Source organism: Falsibacillus albus (genome assembly GCF_003668575.1).
GTDB lineage: Bacteria > Bacillota > Bacilli > Bacillales > DSM-25281 > Falsibacillus > Falsibacillus albus.
Map to the genome: position 1 here is coordinate 336,125 of NZ_RCVZ01000002.1, position 19,413 is coordinate 355,537.

19 protein-coding genes and 1 pseudogene are annotated in these 19,413 nt (G+C 41.2%); 8 read left to right on the forward strand and 12 right to left on the reverse strand.

What is annotated here, in order from left to right; all coding sequences use genetic code 11:
• Positions 1-6: 6 nt before the first annotated feature.
• The 4 genes from D9X91_RS04315 to D9X91_RS04330 all read right to left on the reverse strand — a co-directional run bounded on the left by D9X91_RS04315 (position 7) and on the right by D9X91_RS04330 (position 3,660).
• Positions 7-387, reverse strand: a complete 381-nt coding sequence (locus tag D9X91_RS04315; protein WP_121679332.1) for a 5-carboxymethyl-2-hydroxymuconate Delta-isomerase — start codon at positions 385-387, stop codon at positions 7-9.
• A gap of 43 nt (positions 388-430) precedes the next feature.
• Positions 431-1,171, reverse strand: a complete 741-nt coding sequence (locus tag D9X91_RS04320) for a fumarylacetoacetate hydrolase family protein (protein ID WP_121679333.1) — start codon at positions 1,169-1,171, stop codon at positions 431-433.
• Between the two features lie 6 nt (positions 1,172-1,177).
• Positions 1,178-1,948, reverse strand: a complete 771-nt coding sequence (locus D9X91_RS04325) for a fumarylacetoacetate hydrolase family protein (RefSeq protein WP_121679334.1) — start codon at positions 1,946-1,948, stop codon at positions 1,178-1,180.
• A 170-nt stretch (positions 1,949-2,118) separates the two neighbouring features.
• On the reverse strand, positions 2,119-3,660 hold the full coding sequence (locus D9X91_RS04330) for a bifunctional GNAT family N-acetyltransferase/carbon-nitrogen hydrolase family protein (protein ID WP_121679335.1): 1,542 nt from the start codon (positions 3,658-3,660) through the stop codon (positions 2,119-2,121).
• 131 nt (positions 3,661-3,791) lie between these two features.
• Between D9X91_RS04330 and D9X91_RS04335 the strand changes: the two genes are divergently transcribed.
• Complete coding sequence (locus D9X91_RS04335) at positions 3,792-4,403, forward strand: TetR/AcrR family transcriptional regulator (RefSeq protein ID WP_158598235.1); 612 nt, start codon at positions 3,792-3,794, stop codon at positions 4,401-4,403.
• Positions 4,404-4,469: 66 nt separating this feature from the next.
• Here D9X91_RS04335 and D9X91_RS04340 read toward each other — a convergent pair whose 3' ends face one another.
• Both D9X91_RS04340 and D9X91_RS04345 read right to left on the reverse strand, forming a co-directional pair.
• Positions 4,470-6,161, reverse strand: a complete 1,692-nt coding sequence (locus D9X91_RS04340; RefSeq protein WP_121679337.1) for a glycoside hydrolase family 13 protein — start codon at positions 6,159-6,161, stop codon at positions 4,470-4,472.
• Positions 6,162-6,370: 209 nt separating this feature from the next.
• Entirely contained in the window at positions 6,371-6,775 is a 405-nt protein-coding gene (locus D9X91_RS04345; protein ID WP_121679338.1) for a YhcU family protein, read from the reverse strand.
• A gap of 163 nt (positions 6,776-6,938) precedes the next feature.
• On the opposite strand from D9X91_RS04345, the gene D9X91_RS04350 reads away from it, so the two are divergent.
• Complete coding sequence (locus D9X91_RS04350; RefSeq protein ID WP_121679339.1) at positions 6,939-7,856, forward strand: RluA family pseudouridine synthase; 918 nt, start codon at positions 6,939-6,941, stop codon at positions 7,854-7,856.
• A 302-nt stretch (positions 7,857-8,158) separates the two neighbouring features.
• On the opposite strand, the gene wrbA is transcribed toward D9X91_RS04350, so the two are convergent.
• The 3 genes from wrbA to D9X91_RS04365 all read right to left on the reverse strand — a co-directional run bounded on the left by wrbA (position 8,159) and on the right by D9X91_RS04365 (position 10,459).
• Complete coding sequence (wrbA, locus tag D9X91_RS04355; RefSeq protein WP_121679340.1) at positions 8,159-8,770, reverse strand: NAD(P)H:quinone oxidoreductase; 612 nt, start codon at positions 8,768-8,770, stop codon at positions 8,159-8,161.
• A gap of 141 nt (positions 8,771-8,911) precedes the next feature.
• Complete coding sequence (locus D9X91_RS04360) at positions 8,912-9,322, reverse strand: DoxX family protein (RefSeq protein ID WP_121679341.1); 411 nt, start codon at positions 9,320-9,322, stop codon at positions 8,912-8,914.
• Positions 9,323-9,628: 306 nt separating this feature from the next.
• Positions 9,629-10,459 (reverse strand): aldo/keto reductase, encoded by an 831-nt coding sequence (locus tag D9X91_RS04365; protein ID WP_121679342.1) that lies wholly within the window; start codon positions 10,457-10,459, stop codon positions 9,629-9,631.
• A gap of 133 nt (positions 10,460-10,592) precedes the next feature.
• Here D9X91_RS04365 and D9X91_RS04370 point away from each other — a divergent pair, with 133 nt between their 5' ends.
• Positions 10,593-11,345 carry an SAM-dependent methyltransferase gene (locus D9X91_RS04370; protein ID WP_121679343.1) on the forward strand — a complete coding sequence of 251 codons (753 nt, stop codon included), beginning with the start codon at positions 10,593-10,595 and terminating at the stop codon, positions 11,343-11,345.
• A gap of 306 nt (positions 11,346-11,651) precedes the next feature.
• Here the strand turns inward: D9X91_RS04370 and helD are convergent, their stop codons facing one another.
• Positions 11,652-13,922 carry an RNA polymerase recycling motor HelD gene (gene helD / locus D9X91_RS04375; protein WP_121679344.1) on the reverse strand — a complete coding sequence of 757 codons (2,271 nt, stop codon included), beginning with the start codon at positions 13,920-13,922 and terminating at the stop codon, positions 11,652-11,654.
• A gap of 196 nt (positions 13,923-14,118) precedes the next feature.
• Between helD and D9X91_RS04380 the strand changes: the two genes are divergently transcribed.
• The 3 genes from D9X91_RS04380 (at position 14,119) to D9X91_RS04390 (ending at position 16,419) form a co-directional block, all read left to right on the forward strand.
• Complete coding sequence (locus D9X91_RS04380) at positions 14,119-14,646, forward strand: flavodoxin family protein (RefSeq protein ID WP_121679345.1); 528 nt, start codon at positions 14,119-14,121, stop codon at positions 14,644-14,646.
• A 140-nt stretch (positions 14,647-14,786) separates the two neighbouring features.
• Complete coding sequence (locus D9X91_RS04385; protein ID WP_121679346.1) at positions 14,787-15,407, forward strand: DUF47 domain-containing protein; 621 nt, start codon at positions 14,787-14,789, stop codon at positions 15,405-15,407.
• Between the two features lie 13 nt (positions 15,408-15,420).
• On the forward strand, positions 15,421-16,419 hold the full coding sequence (locus D9X91_RS04390) for an inorganic phosphate transporter (protein WP_121679347.1): 999 nt from the start codon (positions 15,421-15,423) through the stop codon (positions 16,417-16,419).
• A 301-nt stretch (positions 16,420-16,720) separates the two neighbouring features.
• On the opposite strand, the pseudogene mscL reads toward D9X91_RS04390, so the two are convergent.
• A pseudogene (gene mscL, locus D9X91_RS04395) lies at positions 16,721-17,083 on the reverse strand (large conductance mechanosensitive channel protein MscL); the annotation flags it as partial.
• A gap of 230 nt (positions 17,084-17,313) precedes the next feature.
• Positions 17,314-18,285: a LacI family DNA-binding transcriptional regulator gene (locus tag D9X91_RS04400; protein ID WP_121679349.1), complete on the reverse strand. Its 972-nt coding sequence runs from the start codon at positions 18,283-18,285 to the stop codon at positions 17,314-17,316.
• 101 nt (positions 18,286-18,386) lie between these two features.
• On the opposite strand from D9X91_RS04400, the gene D9X91_RS22435 reads away from it, so the two are divergent.
• On the forward strand, positions 18,387-18,524 hold the full coding sequence (locus D9X91_RS22435) for a hypothetical protein (RefSeq protein WP_158598236.1): 138 nt from the start codon (positions 18,387-18,389) through the stop codon (positions 18,522-18,524).
• 240 nt (positions 18,525-18,764) lie between these two features.
• A complete protein-coding gene (locus tag D9X91_RS04405) occupies positions 18,765-19,376 on the forward strand; it encodes a nitroreductase family protein (protein WP_121679350.1) in 612 nt (203 codons plus the stop codon).
• Positions 19,377-19,413: the final 37 nt, after the last annotated feature.

Consider the following 19,413-nt stretch of genomic DNA (forward strand, 5'->3'; position numbering starts at 1 on the left):
ATATAATCACTTGAAGCGTTTATGGATGTTATTGTGTTTATATGTTCCGTGGGCAAATTCCATCAGTTCCATCGATAATGCCAAATATCTTTTATCAAATAGGCCGGCGAAATGTTCTTTCATCAATGAAAAGAGTTCTTCACAAACCAATTTCTTCACTTCTTCAGACCGGCCCTTCCCCAACTTTAAAGTCGCATGGACGAATGCATCATCTTCCTGCCCGTCCGCTATGACATAGTCATGAAGCTCGATTGCACGTGAACGGATGCCGCCTGTCGGGAAGACATCCCCCCTCGACATCATATATTCATTCACTTTTTGCAAAAAAGCCTTTATATCGCCTTCTTGCTTTAGATTATCTGTGTATTCCACAATGAAATGCGGCATTTTCCGTTCACTCCTAATTTGTTCGATTAAAGTACAATTCAGATTAAGCTTCCTTGATCGTATTAGTCAAACGCCCAATCCCTTCGATTTCCGTCTCAACAATATCTCCCACTACCGTATTGACTGTCCCTTTCGGAGTGCCGGTCAAAATGATGTCCCCTGCATTGAGTGTCATGAAACTGCTCAAGTATTCCACCAGGAATGGAATCTTAAAAATCATATCTTTTGTCGATCCTTCTTGTGTCAGTTCCCCATTCACATATGTTCTGAGCTGAAGGTTCATCGGATCGGCAATATCCTTTGCATCGACAAACCAAGGGCCGATAGGTGTGGAGGAATCACGATTTTTAACCCGGAGATTCGGCCGATAATAATTTTCCAAATAGTCGCGAAATGCGTAATCATTCGCAATCGTATAGCCTGAAATATATTCATAGGCATTCTCCCGGCTCACCCCTTTTGCCTGCTTTCCAATGATTACTGCCAATTCACATTCATAATGCATATAATCCACGTCAACAGGCCTTGGTGTAAATCCTCGATGACCGACGAACGTATTCCGCCCTTTTAAAAAGACAAGCGGTTCTTCTGGTGCTTGAAAAGACAATTCATTCGCATGGTCAGAGTAATTCAAACCAAGGGCGAAAGTCGTATTCGGTTCGACTGGAGGAAGCCAAACAACAGCTTCTTCCTTGACGATCGTTCCGTCTGAAAGCACTAACTTCCCATCCTGCTCTTTAGCTTCATGCACTTTCCCTGCGTATGCCACCCTTGCGTGCCTCATTCCGATTCACCCCTTGTCCTTTAAGATTGTATTTTCGAGGATGCCGATCCTTTCCACTTCAATCCTTACGCAGTCACCGGCTTTAACGAGTGGTGCATCCTCCGGTATCCCGACAAGAAGGACATCGCCTTTGTTTAATGTCATGAATTCGGTCACATCGGCTATCAATCTGGAGATGGGCCGAATCAAATTGGCCGTTGTATTTTCCTGCACCAATTCACCGTTCACATAGACTTTGATTGTAAGAAAGTCTGGATTGTCCAACTCTTCCCGCTTCACTACCCATGGACCGACCGGACAAAAACCGTCTCGGCAATTGTATTTGATCGGCGGCCTGTAAATGCTTTCGTGGGGAATGCTTATATCATTTACGATTGTATATCCTTCGACATAGCTTATTGCTTCCTTCTCTGGAACCCGAGTGGCTGTTTTTCCGATGACGATGCCAACAGTCGCACCAACTTGCAGCTTTCCTTCATCATGGGGCATGGGGATAGTGGAATTTGCCCCGATGATCGTATTACCTGTCTTTATGTATAAAATTGGGGCTTTTGGCGGCTGCTTATACGGAGGATTTAAGACTTTGCCTCCCATTTCAGCAAGTGCGCCCTTGAAGTTTAACAGTGTTCCGTAAATGGATCCTTCTACAGGTGCTTCCCATTTTGCCTCTGATGCATCCAGATTTTCATTATTCCATTCAAATCTATGCTGTCGTGCATCGACATTGATTTCACAGTGCTGAAACATCCCGTTCAGCTTTGCCCTGGCTAATGGCATAATCAATCACTCCCATCAAAAAAATAATAATATTCCCAATATTACAACTATAAAACAAACTCACTCCAATGATAAATATATAAAACATAATTACAGCATATGAAAAAGATATATAAACAGGTATGCCCCCCGGTGCCTGGCACCGGGGGGCATAACTGAAGATTGATTCATTATTTTTTATATTTGATTTCGTATACGTCATGGCGGCGGTCTTTCAATTGCCTTACCGTTCCTGATTGCCTTTGCCTTCTAAGGATTTCCAGGTCGACATCTCCAATCAGGACCATTTCGATATTTGGATTGGTTTCACCAACGATTCCATCCCGTGCATATTCAAAATCCGATGGGGCAAATATGCCGGATTGAGCATATTGAATATCCATGTTCTCCGTTTGTGGGAGATTGCCTACCGTACCTGAAATGACCGTGTAAACTTGATTTTCGACAGCTCGCGCCTGAGAACAGTAGCGGACCCTCAAATAGCCTTGGCGATCCTCTGTACAGAAAGGTGTGAATATGATTTTCGCCCCTTTCTCGGTGGCAATCCTGGCAAGCTCCGGAAACTCAATATCATAGCAGATTTGAATGGCAACCTTTCCGCAGTCGGTATCAAATACCTTAACCTGATCGCCGGCACTGATCCCCCACCATTTGCGTTCGTTCGGCGTAATATGGATTTTATATTGCTTTTCGATCGTTCCATCCCGTCTGAACAGGTACGCAATGTTGTAGATTTCTTCGTTTTCTTCTTCAACAAGATGCGAACCTCCGATAATATTTACATTGTAGCGGACAGCCAAATCCGTGAACAATTCAATGTATTCCTCCGTGTATTCCGTTACTTTACGGACCGCAAGGCTTGGGGATTTTTCGTCCATGAATGACATCAGCTGAGTTGTGAAAATCTCCGGGAATACTACAAAGTCCGATTTTGCATCGGAGGCGACATCAGTAAAATACTCAACCTGATTCGCAAAATCCTCGAAGGAACTGATTTGCCTCATCATATACTGCACGACGCAAATGCGCACTGGATAGCTTGTCTTGAAATGCCTCTTGCTGTTTGGCAAATATTCGACGTTGTTCCATTCCATCAGCGTAGCATATTTATGCGACCTTTTATCATCCGGTAAATAATTAGGGTTGATCCTCATTAAAGTAAAGCCATTCAATAATTGAAAGGAAAGGACCGGATCGTAGATTTTGTGGCGCGAAACCGCTTCGACATACTCCCGCGGCGACATTTCTTCAGCATGTTTAAAATAATTGGGGATCCTTCCGCCTATTATGATGCTCTTTAAATTTAATTGGCGTGCCAGATCCTTCCTCGCTTCGTATAATCTGTGCCCTACTTTCATCCTTCTGAATTCCGGATGGACCATCACTTCAATGCCGTATAAGTTATAGCCGTCCGGATTATGGTTGGTAATATATCCGTTATCCGTCACATCGTCCCACGTGTGGCGGTCATCATACTCATCAAAATTGATGATCAGGCTTGAACAGGACCCGATTATTTCTCCATCATATTCTGCAACGATCTGCCCTTCGGGAAACATATCCAAATGGCTTTGTAAATGCGATTTCTTCCACGGATCCATCCCCGGGAAGCAGACTTTCTGCAGTTCGATAATTTGAGCAATATCCTTATGTTCAAGATTTCGAATGATCATTTTCTTTTCAAATTGTGATAAATCAAGTTTATCTGACATTCGCGACAACTCCTTTACCTAGTAAATTTACCCTCGATTTCAAATAATGAAACGCAATGGCAAATAGTTATGAAATGCGAAAATTGAATTATTACATAACTTTCTATATGATTATCGTTAGAGGTGGTACCATGAACGGATTTGAAAGAAGACGACAACAAAAGATGAATCAAATACGACAGGCAGCATTTTCCTTATTCAGCAAATATGGCATTCAAAAAGTGAGCATCCAGGATATTGCCAAAAAAGCAAACGTTTCTCAAGTTACAATCTATAATTATTTTGGCAGTAAAGATGAGTTATTACTCGATGCGTTAAAGGAATATTTTGAAGAGCAGCTAAGCACTTTTGAGAAAATAAAAAACAGCTCGATCCCATTCACGGATAAGATCAAAAAGATCTTCGCAATGAAGCTGGAAGCCACACAGGCAATCAGTTCCGAGTTAATGGAATCACTTTTTACGGAAAGCGGACCGATTGCTGATTTAATTCAATATTATACATCCGAGAAAACTGTTCCACAATTCATGGAATTTCTGGATCAGGGAAAAGAGCTCGGAGTTATTTCCAATGAAGTCTCCATTGACACCATTCTACTATTCCTCGATAGTATGACCCTCGCCATCAAGCGGCATCCTCAGCTGCTTTCGACCGATGAAAAAATGGAGAAAACCACGAAAGAAATCCTCCATTTTTTCTTTTATGGCATGGTCGTCCCTGAGAAGGAGCAAAAAAAAGACTAGCTCTGAAAAAGGCTGTCCAGCTCGATAGAATCAAGCATGAACAAGCCTTTTTCAAGACAGTCTCGTTTAATTTGCAGGGTATTTATATACGCGGACTTCCCAAGGCTTCAATTCAAATCGCTGAGCAGACTCCATCTTTTCCACTCCATAATTACTGATCAATATCCTTTTTTCTTCTTCATTTATTTTTACGTCTTCAGGTGCTTCAAATAGCCCAGTTTCATTTGATACATTTCCCACGACCAGCAATTCCTCCCCTTCATACCTGCGTATATAAGCATAAAGCGTTGGATGGTCCCCATGTAAAAGTTCAAATGAACCATAAGGGATGATCGGGTTCATTTTCCGAAGCTCAATCAGCTGTTTATAGAAATGAAAAATAGATTGAGGATCCTTCATCGCAGCTTCGGCATTGATTGCCTTATAATTCGGGTTGACTTGCAGCCAAGGGGTCCCCGCTGTGAAACCTGCGTTCTCAGTTGCATTCCATTGCATCGGGGTGCGGGCATTGTCCCTTCCCTTCGTGTAAATGGATGCCATGATATCTTCAGGTGCTTTGCCTTCCTGCACTTTCTCCTTGAACATATTCAATGTTTCAATATCTTGATAGTCATCGATCGACTCGAATCGGACGTTTGTCATCCCAAGCTCTTCGCCTTGATAGATATACGGAGTGCCTTGCATCATATGCAGCAGGGTTCCGAGCATTTTTGCCGATTCAACGCGATATTCACTGTCATTTCCAAATCTCGAAACGACGCGCGGCTGATCATGATTGTTCCAATAGAGGCTATTCCACCCTTTTCCATGCAGCCCTGTCTGCCACTTGGTCAATATCTCTTTCAGCTTGGGTAAATCGAATGGTATGACGTCCCATTTCCCTCCTGCACCTGAGTCCACGTCCATGTGCTCGAATTGGAACACCATATTTAGTTCATTCCGGTCATTCCCTGTATATAATTCAGCTTCTTCCGGAGTTACACCAGGCATTTCCCCTACAGTCATGGCATCATAACGTGAAAGGACTTTTTCGTTCATTTCCTGTAAAAATTCATGGATGCGTGGACCATTCATGAAATAATCATGACCAGATGCATATGGTTTCCCTTCCGGATTAGGTGCATCCGGCAGACCAGGCACCTTCGAAATGAAATTAATGACATCCATCCTGAATCCATCGATGCCCTTATCAAGCCAAAACTTCATCATGTCATAAATTTCGCTGCGGAGCTGTGGATTTTCCCAGTTCAGATCAGGCTGTTTTTGAGAGAAAAGATGCAAATAATATTCACCCGTCTGATCATCGTACTTCCAAGCTGATCCACTGAAAACAGATTCCCAGTTATTCGGCTCCTTCCCATCTTTTCCTTCTCTCCATATGTAATATTCCCTATAAACATTTTCCTTCGATTTCCTTGACTCAATGAACCATGCATGCTCATCGGAAGAATGGTTGACAACAAGGTCCATCACCAGTTTGATACCTCTTTTATGCATCTCTCCAAGCATTTCTTCCCAATCCGCCATTGAACCGAATTCATGCATGATATTTCGGTAATCACTGATGTCATAACCATTATCATCATTAGGTGAATCGTAAACTGGCGACAACCACACCACATCAATCCCCAATTCTTGCAAATAATCCAGTTTAGAGATGATTCCTTGAATATCACCGATTCCATCTCCATTGGAGTCCATGAAGCTCCTAGGATAGATTTGATAGACAACGGATTCCTTCCACCACTGCTTTTTCATATATATCACCTCATAATTAAAAATTTAGTATAATGCAAACGATTGCACAAAAATTACAGTAAACGCTCTCATTTCATTTTACATGAAGTATTGAAGTTGGCAACTGATTTATTTTTCTTTGGCCAAGTTATATCTATTTGTAGAAGTACTCCTATTGATGAATACGAAGATAACTAAAAAAAACAGCAGGACGGATCATCCTGCTGTCATCAAACCAATAACTCGTTTGCGGCTTTCGTATAAATACTGAAATTGGTTTGCATACTAATTTCTTCTTGAAATTGCTCCAAATGGAAAGGAAACAATAAACCGAATTTCTGAAGAATTTTGGTATTCCGCTCAAATACTTCTTGATAGTGATTTTCCAGTTTTCCTTTTTGCTGTACATCAAGTATGCTTATAATGGTTTGTAAGCATGAAATGACTTGAAAGGCTTCTTTTAATGTCCCGAAATATTCAAAGTGACGAGTGGTGGTATGTAAGATTTTTAATTCATGGAATTTGGCGATTTCTTCATCACTAAAATATTGTGGAAAAATTTGAGTATAAAACGTATTGATAAGTTCACTGATTTTCTCTTCTTGCTCATGTGTAGACGCAAACAAGATCTTCATTCATAACCCACCTTTTGTCATTATTGTAATCTTTCTGTAACAGTTATTAATAGAATAACATATTCAAAATTCCCTTCGTGTGGTAATTATACCCATGAGATTGTTAGAAATGTCGAATTTTCGGGACTAATAGATCATATAAGGAAAGTATTGGTGAAATGTTATGATTATTTCAAAAAAAGGACCAGTATTGGAGCTTCATACACCTAAAAAATGGGAACAACATAATCTTGATAACATATTAAGAAATATATGGAAGGCGCCTAAAAAGTGGATTCATAAAATGAGAATGGAAAAAAAGATTACCATAAACCATTCTCCTCCTGATTGGAATAGCCCGTTAAAGGCGGGAGACATCATTCAGATTCATTTATTCGTGGATGAACAATATGGCGTCATTCCCCATTATCATCCATTAGAAATATTATATGAAGACAATCATCTATTAGTCGTCAACAAACCGGCCAATATGGATACACATCCCAATGAACCGGGTCAGACAAATACGCTCGCAAATGCCGTCGCTTCTTATTTTCAACAAAACGGGGAGCAAATAAAGGTGCGGCATGTCCACAGATTGGACAGGGATACAACCGGTGCGGTTCTATTTGCCAAAAATGATTTAAGCGGGGCCATATTGGATCGCATGCTCGAAGAACGAAGAATCAAGCGGACTTATTGGGCATTGGCAGATGGTGTACTGAAGGTAAAAAAAGGAACGATCAATAAAGCGATAGGAAAGGACCGTCATCATCCTACCCGCAGAAGAGTCTCCCCAGGCGGCCAACCAGCCGTTACTCATTATAAAGTGTTGAAATCTTTCCCTAAAGCAGAAATAACGCTGGTTGAATGCACGTTGGATACGGGAAGGACACACCAGATCCGGGTCCACCTCAGCGACATGGGATTCCCGCTTTGCGGGGACAAATTATACGGAGGAAGCAGCAGGTTTGCGCGCCAGGCACTTCATGCACGATACTTGGACCTACCGCATCCCCTTTCTGGTGAACCCATCCACTGCACCGCACCTTTTTTGGATGAGCCTCCGATATTTGAAAAGTGGGTTCCAGAGGGAAAGTGATTGTAAGGAAAGAGTGGGGTTTCAATGAATGCATCAGCGCTAAACTTTTACTCGGATATTGTTTATATTTGTTGAATGTCAGATATATTGGTGAAATTGGTTGATATACGGCAAAAAATCGGCTGATATAATTTATTTGCCGAAAAGTCTGATATCCATCTTGAGTCAAAAAGTACATTTTTGAGCATCTAAATTGCTTTTTTATGTAGATTGGTTTAGTCGTTAGGCGTGAAATTTCTCCTTCATTCCATTTGATTAACTAAAAAAGGCTGTCGAACAGTTGTCGACAGCCTTTTAAAATTCTATTTCATTCCGGCTTTAACCCATCCTGCAACTTCAATCGTTCTTCGTGCCTGATGTTTAACCGCTTCTTGAACATCCTCGACCATATTTCCCTCTTGGTCGACAGTCACACTTGTGCCGTATGGATTCCCTCCGGATGCAAATGCCGATTGATCCGTGTATCCTGGAGCTGCAATGATCGCCCCCCAATGCATCATTGTCGTATACAGTGCCAAAATGGTCTGTTCCTGCCCTCCATGGGAATTGCTCGCTGATGACATTCCGCTTACGACTTTATTTGCCAACTTTCCTTGAAACCAAAGTCCTCCGGTTGTATCAAGGAATTGCTTCATCTGGGCTGGGAGATTTCCGAATCGGGTCGGGATACTGAAAATATATGCATCCGCCCATTCCAAATCATCCAGTGCTGCGACAGGAACGTCCCTTGTTTCCTCATAATGCTTTTTCCAAGCAGGATTGCTCTCAATTGCAGCCTGTGGCGCAAGTTCTTCAGCCTTTACAAGTTTCACTTCTGCCCCAGATTCTTTTGCTGCCGCCTCCGCCCATTTCGCCATTTGATAATTGGTGCCGGTTGAACTGTAATAGATGATTGCTAAATTAATATTGGACATATTGACTCTCCTTTATCGATAAATTTTATATTTAACATGGTTTGCCCATGGAGTATTTTACGGCCAAAGCGATCAGCATGAATCGGATATTTTTGTCAGTGTGAAAGGGTTGCTGAATCCCACCTGTTTATCTTTGTAACTTCATCCAAATAATATTGCATCAAGCGAATAGGAACCTGCGCCAGTCAGGGCAATGCCTAAAGCGAGCACAATTAGAATGAGATTGTATTCATATCCATTTTGAGTTGCCCAAAAGCCATTGGCGCCATGAACTTTGACGATTGCCACAATCATCGGAATGATGATGAACATTGCCGCTAGAGGGGTCAATAAGCCTAAGGCAAAGAGCATGCCTCCCACAGCTTCCATCAGGCCCGCCATAGCTGCCATCGATTTACCAGGCTTAATTCCGATGGATTCAAAAAAACCTCCTGTCCCTTCAAGTCCGTGTCCTCCGAACCAGCCAAACAGCTTCTGTGCACCATGCCCGGCAAAGGATAAGCCAACAACTAAACGAATAATCAAAATCCCTAAACTTCCTAAAACTGTCATTGTATTTCCTCCTTTATAATCTTCCCGATTAATTCTTCAAGAAACATCTCAAAAGCTTTTGCTTCAAATTAATATATTATGAATTCGAGATATTTATTCAAAAAAAGAGATGAAACTCTGTAATTAATCTTGAAATAAAATGTTTTTAATTCGAGATAAATTATATAAATTGTTTCTTAGGATGTCAATTGCTTTTCATTCATTTTGATTCCCATTCTCTATCCGAAGGCTTTAAGCGCAGCAGTCTCTCTAATATAAGAAAAAAACCTGCCCCGTAATTAGGGAACAGGCTTTGTCAGTCGAGCATTAAAAATCAAATGTATCTGGATTTGGTCCGAATCTCTCATCGCGGTTCAATTCATTGATTTGCTCCATTTCATTTTGGGACAATTCAAAATCGAATAAATCAGCATTTTCTTTGATGCGATTTTCATGAACCGATTTTGGGATGATGATCGTATCATTTTGCAGATGCCAACGAAGGATCACTTGTGCTGCTGTTTTGTTATGTTTATTGCCAAGTTCTTTCAATACATTCTCACCCAAAAGCTTCCCTTGTCCAAGCGGTGACCAAGCTTCCAGAGCGATTTCTTGTTTCTTGCAGTATTCTTTCAGTGCAGCCTGATTTAAGCGGGGATGGGTTTCCACCTGGTTGACAACCGGCTTTTCATTGCTCTTGGATAGCAGGTCCTCCAAGTGATGTTGATGAAAGTTGCTCACACCGATGGATTTTACAAGTCCATCAGCATATAGCTTTTCCATCGCCCTCCACGTATCATTATATTTTCCTTCAACCGGCCAATGGATCAAATAAAGGTCAAGATAATCCATGTCCAGTCTTTTCAAGCTGGCTTCAAACGCCTTCAGGGTCGTGTCATATCCTTGGTCGCTGTTCCAAACTTTTGATGTGATGAACAAGTCTTCCCTTGGTACCGAAGATTCCTTTACACCGAGGCCCACACTCTCTTCATTTTCATAGACGGCAGCGGTATCGATGGAACGATATCCGGCTGCAATCGCTGATTTCACAGCATTTCTTGCTTCATTTTCATCCTTCATCTGCCAAACACCAAGTCCTACATACGGCATTTTCACACCATTATGTAACGTGATCGTATCTTGTAAGCTTTTAACCATCTTGGAACCTCCTTGTTATTTTAATCATTTCAATTTTACCTTTTCCCTAAATAAAACTCTATTAACTAGTCTTACGATTAAAATTTAATAAGTGTAAAATGAACATATTAGGACACAAAGGAGTGGATGGCCCTTGAACCAACAGCGTTTTTCTGCACTTGCTCATACAAATCACACATTCTGCAACCCCATGAGCACAAATAAAATGAATAAAGTTCTTTCAAAAATCCCATTAAACATGGGTGAACATGTTCTTGATGTGGGAGCCGGCAAATATGAACTATTATTCCAGCTCGCAGAAAAATATGGCGTTGAAGGAACTGGAATTGAAATCTCAAAACCATTCATTAAAGAAGCCAAAAACATGGAACAAAAAAGATCCTCGAACGGTTCCATCCAATACATCGAAATGGAAGCATTGGAATTCATGAAAATAAATCAGGCTGAGTACTCTCTATCCATATGCTTGGGAGCGAGCCATGCCTTGGTTGATTATCCAACAGCATTGAAGCATCTAAAAGCGCACACAAAACATAAAGGCTATATCCTTATCGGGGAAGGCTATTGGAAGAAGAAACCAGAACTTGCTTACCTGGAAGCATTGGGTGGAGCGATGGAGGATGAAATGCTGACACACGCAGGGAATGTCGCTGCAGCCGAGGAATTGGGACTGATCCCGCTATGGTCCGTCACAGCAAATGAAGATGAATGGGATGACTACGAATGGCTGTATTCCTCTTCGATTGAAAAATATTTTATGGAGCATCCTGATGATCCTGATGCTGAAGCGTTTTTGGCAAAAATCCGCTCATGGAGAAGGACCTATCTTCATTGGGGGAGAGACACGCTTGGATTCGGGCTGTACTTATTTCAAAATCAAAAATAACAATAAAATATGTTTTTTTTCTATTGCACCACTGTTGATTTCCGCGCAAGACTTCGCTTTCCGCGTGCCTCACAGGAAGTGAGTTCGTTCGAGGTTGGCACCGGACGTGCCGAACTTAATCGAACATCCGCCTATTGCCTGTGGGGTCTCACCTGTTCCACTTTTCCAGCCGGAGTCTACGACTTGCGCTCCAATCAACTGCTTGAAACAGCTTGAAAATCAACATTAGGCTTTAACATAGCCTTTAGGAAAAAACCAAAATTAATATGAGGAGAGCAATATTCTCTCTCCTCACTAAATGCTTGGCTACAAATCAAGCAGAAAATCTTCCTGTTTATCCCCAAAGAATATGAGTCTATGAAGAGGTCGCGTCATGACGACATACAGAAGTTTGATATCCAATTCATTCGACCGGTCATACGATTCATCCAAAGACACAGCGATGACGGCATCAAACTCCAGCCCCTTCGCCAAATACGATGGGACGATGACTACTTTATCCTTTGGAATGGTCTCTTGCTCCTGCAATAACTTGACCTCTCCTGGATATTGTTTTTCAAATCCCGCGATGACCTTTTTACAGTCCTTCATCGTTTTGCAGATGATGGCAAAGGTTTTAAATTCCTCATTTCTGAGTCCCTGTACTTTTTCATACAGCTGGGTGATAAATTCCTTATCCGCTTTCCTTTTGTGAAACGATGGTTTTTCCCCATGACGCACCACAGGGGTCACCTCTGGGAAATAGTAAGGGAGCATGGCTAAAAGTTTATTTGCTTCTTTCATGATTTCGATGGTGGTACGATAGCTCTTTTGCAGTTCTGTATAAGTAGCTCTTGGAAAAATGCCCTCTTTGATCGATTCCCATGAGGAAATCCCCCTGTAGGAGTGAATGCCCTGGGCCAAATCACCGACAAGCGTGAACATATCTGTATCCAGCGCTTTTTTCAATGACTGCAGCTGCATGAAGCTGTAATCCTGGGCTTCATCAATGACAATGTTTTTCGCCTTATGAGTTTTATCGATGCCAAACAAGAAAGTTTGCAGATACAACAGCAGAGCAAGATCTTCCATTTCATATACACCCTTTGCCAGCTGTCCGCTCGTATATCGGCCGAGTTCCCTTGCATCCTCCAGGGACATTTCACCTTCTGAGTAATGAACCAGCCTTTCCGGTGATGAAAACAACTCTTTATAGTATTGAAGGAGCTTTTTTTTCTCAAATGGCTTCATATAAGCAGATACTGCAGTCCGAATGCTTTTTTTCAATTCGATGATACGCTCAGCCTTCTTATCCAAAGCAAGCGAAACGTATTGCTTTCGTTTTTCAGGATCTTTCGTTTGATAAAGTGCACGGTCGATTTTGTCATCATAAAAAGCTTCGACCCGCTCCATCATAACTTTTTTATTGGAGCGCACCTGCTCTTGGAGCACTTGCCGAAGTTTATCTATTCGTTTATATAGTGGAAGATAAAAATATTCATTCCGCAGCAACTTTATATATCTTTTTTTGGAATATAGACGATACTTATCCACTACAAAATCCTCTTGTGGATGGAAACGCTGAAAAATTTCATCGATATATTTTTTTAGGATTTTTTGAAAGATCGGGGCACCTTTCAACCCTGAATAATAGGCATTTTTTGCCGTTTTCTCATCTGGGTGTTCCACTAAACGAACGAGCTTATCATCCTCTTTCAACTTTAATTTTTTCCCAATGCACGTCATGACATAATCCGAGAAGGTCGTTTGCCGGACTTTTTCGACGCCCAGTTCAGGAAGTGCTTCCGAAATGTAATCTATGAAAAGCTTACTCGGAGCCAAAATCATCAACTGCCTTGGATCGAAATAGTCTTTATAGTTATAAATGAAATAAGAGATTCTGTGGAGAGCAATCGTTGTCTTACCGCTTCCGGCCGCTCCCTGTACGATGATCGGCTTGTTAAGGTCGGCCCGGATGATTTTGTTTTGTTCTTCCTGGATGGTGGATATGATTTCTGTTAACCGGTTGCTTGAGCTTTTGGCGAGGGACTCTTGAAGCAGCTCATCTGTAGTCGTTAAGTCAATATCGCGGATTTCATCAAGTTTTCCTTCTTCGATCATGAATTGGCGCTTCAGTGATAAATCGCCAAGGTATGTTTCCCCTTCCGCTTCATAGGAAACTTCCCCAATTCTACCTTCATAGTATAGATTGGCAATCGGCGAACGCCAATCGACGATGATCTGTTCCTGGTTTTCCCGCTGGTAAAGGGATGTTTTCCCGATGTAGAGGCGTTCAGGTTCTTCCGTATCCTCTCCTTGAAAATCAATCCGTGCGAAATATGGCTTTTTCTTAGCAAGAATCAAGCTCTCCAACTCTTCCTTTGACATTTCAAAAAAGCTGGCATTCGTTAATATGTCAGTATACGCTGCACTGGATTCCAGCCAATCGACATCTCCGAAGGCCTCTTGGATATTTGCTTTGAATTGATCCTTGCTTGTGGAGGAAGTCTTGATGACAACATCAATGTATCTTGTCGTGAAGTCCAATCTGTTTTGTTCATGATGAAAATCAGGATGCTGTGGAGTTTGTGATGTCATATGTTTCTCCTTTCATTGATATTTCAGCCGCATTGGAGAAAGCTAGACGTATGTAGGCGTGTGTGAAGTAAGCAGAAGATTATATTATCAGAAAAATACCAATAATTCAACATGCTCTTTTCAATACAAATAATTTTATCTTTCTCTTTCGGTTTCGATACAATATTTCTATATTCTATAGAAGGAAGTGAGTTGCATGAAAATAACGGTTTTAAGCGGAAGCGCACGCCATAATGGCAACACGGAGTACTTGGCAAAGACGGCAGTTGAAAAGCATGCCCACACGCTTTTCAAGCTTAAAGATTACAAAATCCTGCCGATTGACGATATGAGGCATGATCCCAAGGGGTTTGCACCTGTAGAAGATGATTATGAAGCCATTATAGAACAAGTCCTTGAATCTGATATTCTCATTTTTGCCACTCCGATTTACTGGTATGGCATGTCCGGGCAAATGAAGAACTTCATCGATCGCTGGTCGCAAAGCCTGCGTGATCCCATGTTGAACTTCAAGGAACATATGTCAAAGAAAAAGGCATATGTCATTATTTGCGGAGGCGATCAAGCCAAAATAAAAGGACTCCCGTTAATTATGCAATTTAAACACATTTTTGAGTTTATGGGGATGGAGTTTGGGGGTTACATAATAGGAGAGGCAAATGCACCAAATGATATTTTGAACAATGAATTTGCATTAGAAAGTGCACGAAGACTGCTTTCTTAAGAAGCAATCATTTTTAGCCAAAATTTACATTTAGATTATTTTTTCGACAATATCTTTCAAATTCTCTAAAAAAAAGTTAGAATAGTAACGTTTGAATAAACAACTTGGATGAATTTAAAATTGATGGAGGGGTAAATACCATGGCTTTATTGAGCAAGAAAGATAAGTTTTCTGTCTTATTGGGAAACGTTTCTACAAATTTACTAGAAGCAGCAAATTATTACACAGATTTTAAAATTAAAAATGTAAGTGATTTAAAGGTGTTTTCCGAAAAAATGAAGGAATATGAAACAAAAGGCGACAATTATGTCCACGACATGATCCTTGAATTGAACCATGCCTTCATTACACCGATCGAGCGCGAGGATTTGCTTGCATTGACTATGACAATGGATGATGTACTAGATGGTCTTGAGCACAATGCAGCACTTTTCGAAATGTATTCCATCACCCAGGCTGATGATTACATGATCAAGTTTGTCGATGCCATTCAGAAATGCGCAATCGAAATTGAAAAAGCAATCGACCTTCTTTCTACAAAGAAATTGAAAAAAATCCGCGAGCATGCTATCAAAATTAAAGAACACGAATCTACATGTGACAGCGTTCTTCGCCAATCCATCAAAAACTTATTTGCGACGGAAAAAGATCCGATTCAGCTTATCAAAGTAAAAGAAATATATGAAAACCTTGAAGAAATCGCCGATGATTGCCAGAACGTGGCAAATACTTTAGAATCCATCGTTATGAAGAATGCGTAAGGGGTTTTAAATTATGGATACTTTATTCATCGTAACGATTCTAATTGTAATTGGTGCATTAATTTTTGATTTCATCAATGGCTTTCACGACACAGCAAATGCCATTGCAACGTCTGTTTCAACGAAAGCCCTGAAGCCAAGACATGCCATTTTACTGGCTGCAGTCATGAATTTCCTTGGGGCCTTGACGTTTACAGGTGTGGCAAAGACGATCACGAAGGATATTGTCGATCCCTTTACTTTGCACAATGGCTCGATCGTCATTCTAGCTGCATTAATTTCGGCAATCGCCTGGAACTTGATTACTTGGTATTATGGAATTCCCAGCAGTTCCTCACATGCCATCATCGGTTCGATTGCAGGTGCTGCCATTGCTGCAGCAGGATTCTCTTCCCTGAATTATGGAGGATTCCTTAAAATTCTTGAAGCTTTGATTATTTCACCTATCCTTGCATTTATTGTCGGTTTTATCATATACAGCATTTTCAAGGTTGTCTTTAAAAATCACAACCTTGCGAAAACAAACAAGCGTTTCAGAATTTATCAAATCGCGACAGCTGCCATCCAATCGTATTCCCATGGAACGAATGATGCGCAAAAGGCGATGGGGATCATTACGTTGGCGTTGATCTCCAATAATTACATCACCACAACGGACATTCCGTTTTGGGTCCAGCTATCCTGTGCGATCGCCATGGGGGTAGGAACATCCGTAGGCGGCTGGAAAATCATCAAAACCGTCGGGGGCGGCATCATGAAGCTTCGCCCTGTAAACGGTGTTGCTGCAGACTTATCTTCTGCATTGATCATTTTCGGCGCAACGTATATCCATTTGCCGGTCAGTTCAACCCACGTCATTTCTTCCGCCATCCTTGGCGTAGGTACATCACACCGGGTGAAAGGCGTCAAGTGGAATACAGCACAGCGCATCGTCATCACATGGTTCATCACACTGCCAATCGCAGCCATGCTGGCGGCGGTCGTCTATTTTATCTTAAATGCAATTTTTTAATAAAAGGCTCTTTTCTCAAAGATTGTTGTTATTAACAGTTTTTCCTTAAAATTACTCATCCTATGAAGTTGATTGGAGCGCAAGGTGCGAAACTCCTGCAGCGGAAATCAACCATACGCAGCCTTTAATGAATAGCAACAAACCTTACGAAAAGAGCGTAATAAAAAACGCATGTCCATTATTTTTTGGACATGCGTTTTTTGATCAACGGACGTACTTTATTCAATTTTCTTGCGCGTATGATAAAGGTAGGAGCAGGTCCGTTTTGCTTATTCCCCTCTTGATCTTCATTTGGAGGGTGCTGGCCTTTTAATAAGTCCCTGATTTCTGTGAGTAATTCATTGGTGGTTTTTGAAGACAAATGGTATTTCTCATGCTTCCCTTTCAAGCGCATCAGCAATTTGATAAAAAGGAAAATAGAATAGGAAATGAGGATAAAATCCACTGCCGACTGAATAAATGCCCCATATTTCAAGGTGACTCTTCCAACGGTAACGGTTAAAGAGGTTAGATTGATTCCACCGATGACCATCCCCGCAACAGGCATCATCAAGTCATTGACCAATGATTCTACAATATGACCAAAGGCAGCACCGATGATCACAGCAATGGCAAGATCAAAGACGTTTCCCTTCAAAGCAAATTCTTTAAATTCCTTCCACATGAAGACAGCCCCTTTTGAACAGCCTATGCAGATGAAATCTTAATCATGACCTTTAAGTTCTGAGCAGAAAACCTGCCTCCAATATCCCGTCAAAATAAATAATTTCGCAGCAGTGCAAAAAGCAAAAACACGGCAACTATGACCATCACGATCACCAATATTTTTTCTTCCTTGTTCCCCTGCATCTTATGAACCTGCCTTTCATCACGAATTCTTCTGCAATCACTCACTTACACCGTTCCACGCTTAACAATCAGAGCATCCAATTCTTCATGAATGATTGTGTTTCCTTTCGTATTTTCGATAAACAACTCAAAAGACCTTTTTCCAAGTTTCCTGACAGGTATATCAATCGAAGTGAGATTGATGATTTCCGCTATAGGATGATTATCAGAGCTAAGGATTGCCAAGTCCCCGGGCACCTCTATGCCCTTCAATCTTGCCTCCGACACGATGCCAGCGGCAACTTGATCACTCGTGACAATGAGTGCAGAGGGACGCTCTTGCAGCTGCTGCCACTTATGAAAGATTTCCTTCCCATCCTTCATCGTATAGCAATCCGTAAAGATCCATTCCTCCCTGCCTTTTACTTGCAGCATCTCACATTCCGTGAAATATGCCTTGATCCGTTCTTGGCTGTTTGTTCCAAACCTTCGATGAATGCAGACTCCAATGGAGTCATACCCATGATCTTTCAGCATCCTGATTCCCTTTTTAAATACATCGTAATGATCGATATAAACAGTGGATACTTGAGGATCGTCTATCCTTTCACAAATAATAATGTGCCCTTCTTCTTCAAATGAGGAAATAATGTCCCACTCATTCGCTCGGGAAGCAATGATCAATCCATCCACCTGTCGGCTTTTTAATTTCTGCAGCGCTTCAATCTCAATCGATTTTTGATAGTTCGTTTGAAAAACTTGAAGGCTTGTCCCGTATTTCAAGGCTTCTTCTGCAATTCCATGCAGCCACTCCCCGTAATATGGAAGATTCAAAAAAGGAAGGACAACCCCGACGGAATTCGTCTTTCCATTTGATAAATGGACAGCATTCACATTTTTTGTATAATTTAATCTTTCTACTGCCGCCCATACTGCCTGCCTTTTTTCAACCGAAACATACGGATGGTGGTTTAAAACCCTTGAGGCTGTTGTGACTGAGACCCCGGCTTCCTTAGCTATTTCTCGAATATTACCCATGCTATCACCTTATTATATTGGCTGATTTTTTTAAAAAATATGGTTGCTATGAAACGCGTTTCATAGCTTATATTGGTTTCAAATTAGGAGGTGCTGACCAAATGATGGGAATTTTGATTTTTTTACTATTGTGCTCTGCCATTGTCCTTGGAGCCTATGGTGCCCTTAGCGAAAGAAAGAGCTTGAACGATGACGACCCCAAAGATCCATTTGACCATATCTTCAAGCAGCCTGATTGATCTATTTTAGTGTCAGGCACCATGGTGCCTGGCACTGCATCTTTTTCCCCTCCATTATATCCCTCTTATTTTTGAAAAGATATTAAAAATCTGTGTTATTTGTTTATGCATATCTCATACTAAGATAGTTGACATCGTAAAATAATCTCTTTATAGTATATAACGTATTACACTTACAAAAAGTAACCAAGTGACAAACTATAACAAATATTAACAATATTACCATCAGGAGGTAACTTCATGTCCAACTTTTTTGAGATTATTGAAGAAAGAAAAGCTACAAAAATTTATGATCCTAATGTAGAAATTCCCCGTGAGGATTTAGTTGAAATTTTGGAGTTGGCTGGAAAAGCGCCATCCGCATGGAATCTGCAACATTGGAATTTCATGGTATTTGACAAAAAAGAAGTTCAGCAAAAGCTGCTTCCTATTGCGTACAACCAGCAGCAGGTCCTTGATTCATCCGCTGTAGTAGCTGTTTTGGGAGATTTGGAAGCAAATAAAAATGTTGATCCCGTCTTTGATCCAGCAGTCGAATCTGGTGCTATGACATCAGAAATCAAGGAAGTATTGAATGGTCAAATCCAAGGAGCTTATCAGAATGAACAATATGCACGGGATGCAGCATTCAGTAATGCATCATTGGCAGCTATGCAATTAATGCTCGCCGCAAAGGCTAAAGGCTGGGACACTTGTGCAATCGGAGGATTCAATCCACAGCAGCTTGTCGAGCAATTCAATATCTCCTCACGATATATTCCGGTTATGTTGATTTCAGTAGGCAAACCGCTTCAAGAAGCACGAAAATCAGACCGCTTAAATATAAAAGATTTAGTTAAGTGGGCTGACTAAAATAAAGGATGCCCCGTGCAAAAATAGCTGCACGGGG

Coding starts and splice junctions, on each gene's coding strand:
- D9X91_RS04365 (WP_121679342.1), bottom strand. CDS start 10,459: ATGGTTAAAAGCTTACAAGATACGATCACGTTACATAATGGTGTGAAA.
- wrbA (WP_121679340.1), bottom strand. CDS start 8,770: ATGTCCAATATTAATTTAGCAATCATCTATTACAGTTCAACCGGCACC.
- D9X91_RS04315 (WP_121679332.1), bottom strand. CDS start 387: ATGCCGCATTTCATTGTGGAATACACAGATAATCTAAAGCAAGAAGGC.
- D9X91_RS04335 (WP_158598235.1), top strand. CDS start 3,792: ATGAACGGATTTGAAAGAAGACGACAACAAAAGATGAATCAAATACGA.
- D9X91_RS04325 (WP_121679334.1), bottom strand. CDS start 1,948: ATGCCATTAGCCAGGGCAAAGCTGAACGGGATGTTTCAGCACTGTGAA.
- D9X91_RS04405 (WP_121679350.1), top strand. CDS start 18,765: ATGTCCAACTTTTTTGAGATTATTGAAGAAAGAAAAGCTACAAAAATT.
- D9X91_RS04350 (WP_121679339.1), top strand. CDS start 6,939: ATGATTATTTCAAAAAAAGGACCAGTATTGGAGCTTCATACACCTAAA.
- D9X91_RS04340 (WP_121679337.1), bottom strand. CDS start 6,161: ATGAAAAAGCAGTGGTGGAAGGAATCCGTTGTCTATCAAATCTATCCT.
- D9X91_RS04380 (WP_121679345.1), top strand. CDS start 14,119: ATGAAAATAACGGTTTTAAGCGGAAGCGCACGCCATAATGGCAACACG.
- D9X91_RS04390 (WP_121679347.1), top strand. CDS start 15,421: ATGGATACTTTATTCATCGTAACGATTCTAATTGTAATTGGTGCATTA.
- D9X91_RS04320 (WP_121679333.1), bottom strand. CDS start 1,171: ATGAGGCACGCAAGGGTGGCATACGCAGGGAAAGTGCATGAAGCTAAA.
- D9X91_RS04330 (WP_121679335.1), bottom strand. CDS start 3,660: ATGTCAGATAAACTTGATTTATCACAATTTGAAAAGAAAATGATCATT.
- D9X91_RS04345 (WP_121679338.1), bottom strand. CDS start 6,775: ATGAAGATCTTGTTTGCGTCTACACATGAGCAAGAAGAGAAAATCAGT.
- D9X91_RS04385 (WP_121679346.1), top strand. CDS start 14,787: ATGGCTTTATTGAGCAAGAAAGATAAGTTTTCTGTCTTATTGGGAAAC.
- helD (WP_121679344.1), bottom strand. CDS start 13,922: ATGACATCACAAACTCCACAGCATCCTGATTTTCATCATGAACAAAAC.
- D9X91_RS22435 (WP_158598236.1), top strand. CDS start 18,387: ATGATGGGAATTTTGATTTTTTTACTATTGTGCTCTGCCATTGTCCTT.
- D9X91_RS04400 (WP_121679349.1), bottom strand. CDS start 18,285: ATGGGTAATATTCGAGAAATAGCTAAGGAAGCCGGGGTCTCAGTCACA.
- D9X91_RS04360 (WP_121679341.1), bottom strand. CDS start 9,322: ATGACAGTTTTAGGAAGTTTAGGGATTTTGATTATTCGTTTAGTTGTT.